At 33.1% G+C, this 5,842-nt stretch carries 5 protein-coding genes and 1 pseudogene; 3 read left to right on the top strand and 3 right to left on the bottom strand.

The annotated features are described in order from the left end of the window. A partial coding sequence (locus EWV84_RS18240; protein WP_287079175.1) for a helix-turn-helix domain-containing protein occupies nt 1-1,054 on the bottom strand: 1,054 nt, incomplete at its 3' end. Between the two features lie 248 nt (nt 1,055-1,302). Between EWV84_RS18240 and EWV84_RS18235 the strand changes: the two genes are divergently transcribed. The 3 genes from EWV84_RS18235 to EWV84_RS18225 are packed head-to-tail and all read left to right on the top strand — an operon-like array spanning nt 1,303 to nt 5,032. Beyond that, nucleotides 1,303-2,103: a vWA domain-containing protein gene (locus EWV84_RS18235; RefSeq protein ID WP_287079174.1), complete on the top strand. Its 801-nt coding sequence runs from the start codon at nt 1,303-1,305 to the stop codon at nt 2,101-2,103. 17 nt (nt 2,104-2,120) lie between these two features. Then, nucleotides 2,121-3,722, top strand: a complete 1,602-nt coding sequence (locus EWV84_RS18230) for a PP2C family serine/threonine-protein phosphatase (RefSeq protein WP_287079172.1) — start codon at nt 2,121-2,123, stop codon at nt 3,720-3,722. Continuing rightward, nucleotides 3,719-5,032, top strand: a complete 1,314-nt coding sequence (locus EWV84_RS18225) for a protein kinase domain-containing protein (RefSeq protein ID WP_287079170.1) — start codon at nt 3,719-3,721, stop codon at nt 5,030-5,032. The genes EWV84_RS18230 and EWV84_RS18225 overlap by 4 nt, the downstream gene beginning before the upstream one ends. 26 nt (nt 5,033-5,058) lie before the next feature. On the opposite strand, the gene EWV84_RS18220 is transcribed toward EWV84_RS18225, so the two are convergent. Together EWV84_RS18220 and EWV84_RS18215 are read right to left on the bottom strand one after the other, a co-directional pair. Next, entirely contained in the window at nt 5,059-5,481 is a 423-nt protein-coding gene (locus tag EWV84_RS18220) for a DUF29 family protein (RefSeq protein WP_287079168.1), read from the bottom strand. Between the two features lie 54 nt (nt 5,482-5,535). After that, nucleotides 5,536-5,842: pseudogene (locus tag EWV84_RS18215) on the bottom strand (hypothetical protein); the annotation flags it as partial.

Genomic DNA, 5,842 nt, shown 5'->3' with positions numbered 1-5,842 from the left:
TAAATAGTTCTACAATAGTTGATGTGATAATATTTAACCAGCTAGGATGACCTTGATAAAGGGTAATTAATTCTGACCATTTTTCCTGATTTTTTAAGCTATATTCTTGGAAAATTTCTTCAGCTTGAGAATCTAACCCTTGAAGATATAAGCTTCTCAATTTATCTGATTTTAAAGTAATAAATTCTCTCGGTTGTTCCCAACTGATTAAGATTAGACAACTTTGATGAGATGTGGTAGCAATTTGCTGAAAAAATTTATGATAATCCTGACAGTCGGTTAAATATTTACCTGCTAATTCACCCTGTTTAAAAATATTCTGTACATCATCAAGAATAATTAAACAACGATAGGAGCTTAGATAATCTATTATATCAGGTAAGGGGGTTGATAGAGATTGGGTGAAAAACTGTTTTAGATCATCTTTGAGAGCGATTAATTGAGGAATATTTTCCAGACTGCGATAAATAATATAATCAAATTGTGGGGCAATTTCTGAAACTAATTTAAGGGTTAAAGCTGTTTTCCCAATTCCACTTAACCCATAAATGGTAATTAATCGAGTTTTATTATTTAGCCACTCTTTTAGGGTTGATATTTCTAAGTTACGTCCATAGTTATACCTTAATTCAGGTGCTTTTGTTAAGTCAATTATGGGGGATTGATCGTCATTGCGTAAAAAATTTGTTGTTTTTTTTCCATTATTAATTGTTTGTAGAGATTGATCACAAATATGAATATTTCCTTGATTAACTTGTAAACAATGAACAAAATTAGAAGTTTGAGAAACCCGATATTTTCTTTCTAACTTGGATCGTAAATTATCTTTATTAACATCTTCGTCTAATACCTTACCCAACTTTTTCCATAAGTTAGCAGCCTCTTTTTTAATATGAGATTCACTGCAACCATTAAAAGATTGAGCAATTTGCCAATATTTTTGACCTTGCCAAACCCCCGTCAAGATTGCTTCTTGTACTGGTGTCAGATGAGACTCCACTTTCTCAAACATTAAATCATCAATATCTTGTAGAATCTTATCAATATTAGTCATTTGGGTTTAAAAAATTAGAGGGTTAATCCAATATATTATACCAAACGGGACTAAGACTGTACCATAACCTACCTATAAATTGTGTACCAAAGCCTACTTTGGTACTAAAATCAAACGCTACAATATTGAGATGTTAGGTAAATCAAGCTAATTAGTCCTATTTGCTTGCTAGATTGTCATCATAGCCCATTTTGCGGTGACATGATCATCTTTTCCCTTTCAAAAATCAATGAAGTAATCTTTAAGTTATGTATCAAGAACTACTGAGTAGCGCCAAGCCTGGATTGATCCTCATTATGATTGATCAGTCAGGTTCAATGTCAGATAAATACACCAATTTAAATAAAGCAGAGTTTGCAGCATTAGCCGTTAATCGAGTCATCGGAGAAATTATCACTGCTTGTTCATCGGGTAATGAGATTAAAGACAGATGTTTTGTGGCGGTGGTTGGCTATGGAGCAAGTATTAATATACTATTTCTAGACAAAGCCTCAGAGTTGGCTAAAAATCCCAATACAACAACCCGTAAGAGAAAAGTCTCTGATGGTGCAGGTGGGTTGGTTGAAGTGGATGAAGTAATGCGAGTGTTTGTGAACCCGACTGCAAGTAATGGAACACCAATGGCTGAAGCCTTTAAACAGGCTTATAATGGGGTAGAAAAATTTATTTCTAATCATCCCGATAGCTTTCCACCTGTTGTGATTAATATAACCGATGGAGAACCTAATGATCTTAATGCTGCTACTACTGAAGCGAAAAAACTAGCACAACTTAAAACAAATGACGGTAACGTGATTGTTTTGAATGCTCATATTTCTAACGCATCAGCAGGGAAAATAGAGTTACCTAGTGACAATGCTGGTTTTAGCAATAATAAATTTGCTAACTTTTTGTTTGATATTTCCAGTGTGCTTCCTGATCCTCTTGCTGAGAGTGCCAAAAATGCGGGTTTTAATGTTCAACCTAAGGCCAGAGGTTTTATCTTTAATGCTGATGCTGAAGCACTGATTAAACTTCTTCAATTTGGTTCTCAAGGAGCATTACGCTAAAGTTATTGTCATTAATTATGGTACTTAATCAGAATATATCAGTCATCCATCGATTCAGTTATAAAACTCATAAAGAGATGGAAACCATGACCAGTTGTCAAGATGATTTTAGCTATAATGAAGCTAAGAATTGTTTTGCGATCGCCGATGGTGCAACTCAATCATTTTACTCAAGCATATGGTCAAAACTTCTTGTTGATTATTTTTGTGAAAATCCCAATATTGATAAAGAAAATTGGCAAGAATGGCTTAAACCAATTCAGGGACAATGGTTAGAAGAAGTTAGAAACAAATTAAAAATAGCAAAAAGCGATCATAATCCTGCTTCGATTGAGATTCAAAATCGTTTGAATCGTTTTGAATCAGCAACATCTACCTTTATTGGGTTACAATTTATTGAAAATCAAGCCAAAATCTCAATTGTTGGCGATAGCTGTCTGTTTATTTTTAAGGGAAATCAAAATCAATTAATTCAAACCCATTTATTGCAAAATTCAACGGATTTTAATAATCGACCTGGATATTTTGGAAGTCGCTCTAAAAATAATGATGATTATGAGCCAGAATTTTTAGACATCGAATTAAAATACAAACAACATTCAGATAAGCTTTATTTTGTACTAGCAACTGACGCTCTAGCTGAATATATTTTTAAATATACAGAACAGCAAAGAGATATTTTAACAACTTTACTTAAAATTAATACAGAACAGGAGTTTGAGAATTTTGTAGCATTTGCTAGACATGATGACACAATAAAAATGAAAAATGATGATGTCACTTTAATGATTTTAGAAGTCAGTGATTGTAAAATCCTCAGTCCGTCTATACAACCCATAAAACAAAATCAAGGAGATTCTCATGTCATTTCCTCTTCAAGTGATGGAACTGAACAGCATTCTAAAGAAGATAAAAACAATTCTTCAAAAGTAGAAGAAGAACCTAAAGACAATACTCCTGCTGAAAATTTAGAAGATACTTCTGGTTTTGCCAAAATAAGATCCAATCTACAAACATTATTAAAATTTCTGCCATCTTTACCCATGATGCACCGCAATTCGACAGGAGCTTCTTCTTCAAGTCGTCAACCGAGAGAAGACAGACCACCCGTAATTAAAGGAATAGATGGAATCCGTAATCTTCTCCTTGTTTTTATTCCTTTAAATATACTCTTAACTATACTCTCCACTGCGACCATAATAAATAGTATGAAAACTGAACAATCAAGCAATTCAAATTCATCTAGTCAAGTCACTGAATATAAACCTAAATATATGAACCTTGAAAAAGGAAATAAAATCTACAAAGATCAAACTTTTCAAGAAATTATTATTCCTGCTTTATCTGACTCATCTCAGGTTTTAATTTTAGAAGAAGGAGACAAATGGATTAAATTTCAGATTGATCTTTATGCTAATCAAGAAATATTGAATCAATGTTCTACTTGTGCAAACAATGAAATAGAAATACAACCCAATACAAATCTGAGAATCTATCCTGGTGAACTTGAAGGGGGTGTTTTTGGACAATTAAGCGAACCATCAAAGTTTAAACAACTTGAATTTGATTCCCTTCCCAATTGGTCTAAATTTACATTTGTGGGGTATATCAAAAAATGAAATATCCGCTTAGAACTGACTATGAAACATTCGTAAAATCCCCTGATAGATTTATATACGATGGTATTTTACAAAAAGGAAAGCCTGTTAAGCAAAAGCAAAATCAGAACTTTTTACTGTCTCATAATGGCGGAAAAGCCGTTGTTTATGAAATTCAAACTAATCCTAAAAAATATGCCCTTAAATGTTGGATAGAAGATTTAGGAGATCTAAAAATTCGTTATAAGGCGATTGATGCCTATCTTAAAACAGTTCAACTTCCTTATTTTGTTGATTTTGCTTACCAAGAACAAGGAATTTTCGTCAATGGACACAGATTTCCCATTATTAGAATGGAATGGGTTGAAGGAATTAGCTTTAAAGAATTTATATCTAATAATATTAATAACCCAACTTCTATCCGTAACTTTGCCGAAAAATTCTTAGAAATGGTTAAAATTCTCCATCAAAATAATATTTCTCATGGAGACTTACAACACGATAATATTAGAGTGCGTAAAAATGGTGATCTATGTTTAATTGATTATGATACTTTATATGTTCCTCAATTAAGCAACGCAACCGACAATATTAACGGACTCCCTGGTTATCAACATCCTAACAGAAATAAGTTATCTAAATTAAGTCCAAAAGCTGACTATTTTTCAGAAATGGTGATTTATTTATCATTGCTTGTTCTATCAGAATATCCCGAATATTGGCAACAAATACAACCAGAGGAAAGACTGCTATTTTCCGAAAAAGACCTAATTAAACCTAATTCATCCAAGATTTTTAAAGAACTTAAAAATCTTTCTCCTGAGATTGTGTATTTTACCCAAGAATTAGAGAAATTTTGTCAACAATCAAATATTGAAAACCTACAACCTCTTGAAAATTTAGTCAACAATTACACAGGAGTTAAATGGAGTTTTGTGCCTCCTACTAACCCTATTCCAATCGTTACTTCACCTGTTCCTGTAGTTAATAATCCTACTAATTGGGGTTTTACATCTAATAATTCTACTCCATCCCCATACCCTCCTCCCTCAAGTCAAGGATGGGATTTTTCAACTACCAGTCCAAAAAATACAACATCTTCAGATCCCTGGACAAAATTTGAAACCAATTCATCAAGTGCTTGGGATAAATTTGACACGGGTAAAACACCACCTCCAACAGATTGGGATAAACTCACTAAACAACCTCCAAAAGAACGACCAGTACCTATTCCAGATGAAAACATTTGGGATAAATTTGATAATATTTGGAATAAATTTACCACATCTATATCATCTATGTGGAACAAAATTTTGAACTGGTTTAATTAGCTATCTGATTATTCTGTGCAGTTCTCCTATCCTAAAATAAACTCTAATGCTTGGTTAATAATTTCATTTTTATCAACCATAGCTTCAATTTCTTCTGGTTGATATATACCTTCAAAAGCTTCTAATGCCGATTGTCTTAAAGCGGAAGAATAAGCATCATCTAGGGTTTCTTTTAATTCTTCTATTGTTAGATAATTTCCTCCAGTTTTACGTCGTTTATTACTTCTTTGAATCTGTCTAACAGAATTAGAAATAGAGGTTTCCCATGAGCGTGTACTGCGTTGTTCTGCTTGCTGTTTAATCAGATGTAATAAAACAATAATGCTAAAGCTAAAAATCTTATTGAGCTTATCATCCTTGCTCATTTCTGTCATCTCCTCTACCAGGAGCAAGGCATCGGGAACATTTCCTGCTAAAAGTAAATCCTTTAATTCTAACAATTCTTCCATGTTGCCCCTGTTATCAATTCAGTCGTTTTTTGAACCAAGCCAGATATAATTAATTTATTCAGAGAGGAATCGTCTGATTAAATCTTCCCGTGAAGACTCCAATAATAAACGACTAGACTCCATCGGTGATAACTTGAGCAACTCATCAATAACTTTTATCAAAGACTCATCCAATTCTCCAAACCTCACTTGCATTAAATTTTCAATAATTTGTCGTTGTCCTTGTTGAAGTCCTTGTTGAAGTCCTTGTTGAAGTCCTTGTTGAAGTCCTTCTCGTTTGGTCGCCTCTTTCCACTCTAAATAAGATTGAGATAAAGCCATAAATACCTCCCTATCTTCTGATTCTAAAAGATTGTTAACT

The sequence above is a fragment of the Microcystis sp. M_QC_C_20170808_M3Col genome, from assembly GCF_007095505.1.
Taxonomy (GTDB): Bacteria; Cyanobacteriota; Cyanobacteriia; order Cyanobacteriales; family Microcystaceae; genus Microcystis.
Note: the sequence above shows the minus strand (reverse complement) of the source record. Positions and strands in the feature narration are given on the sequence as shown.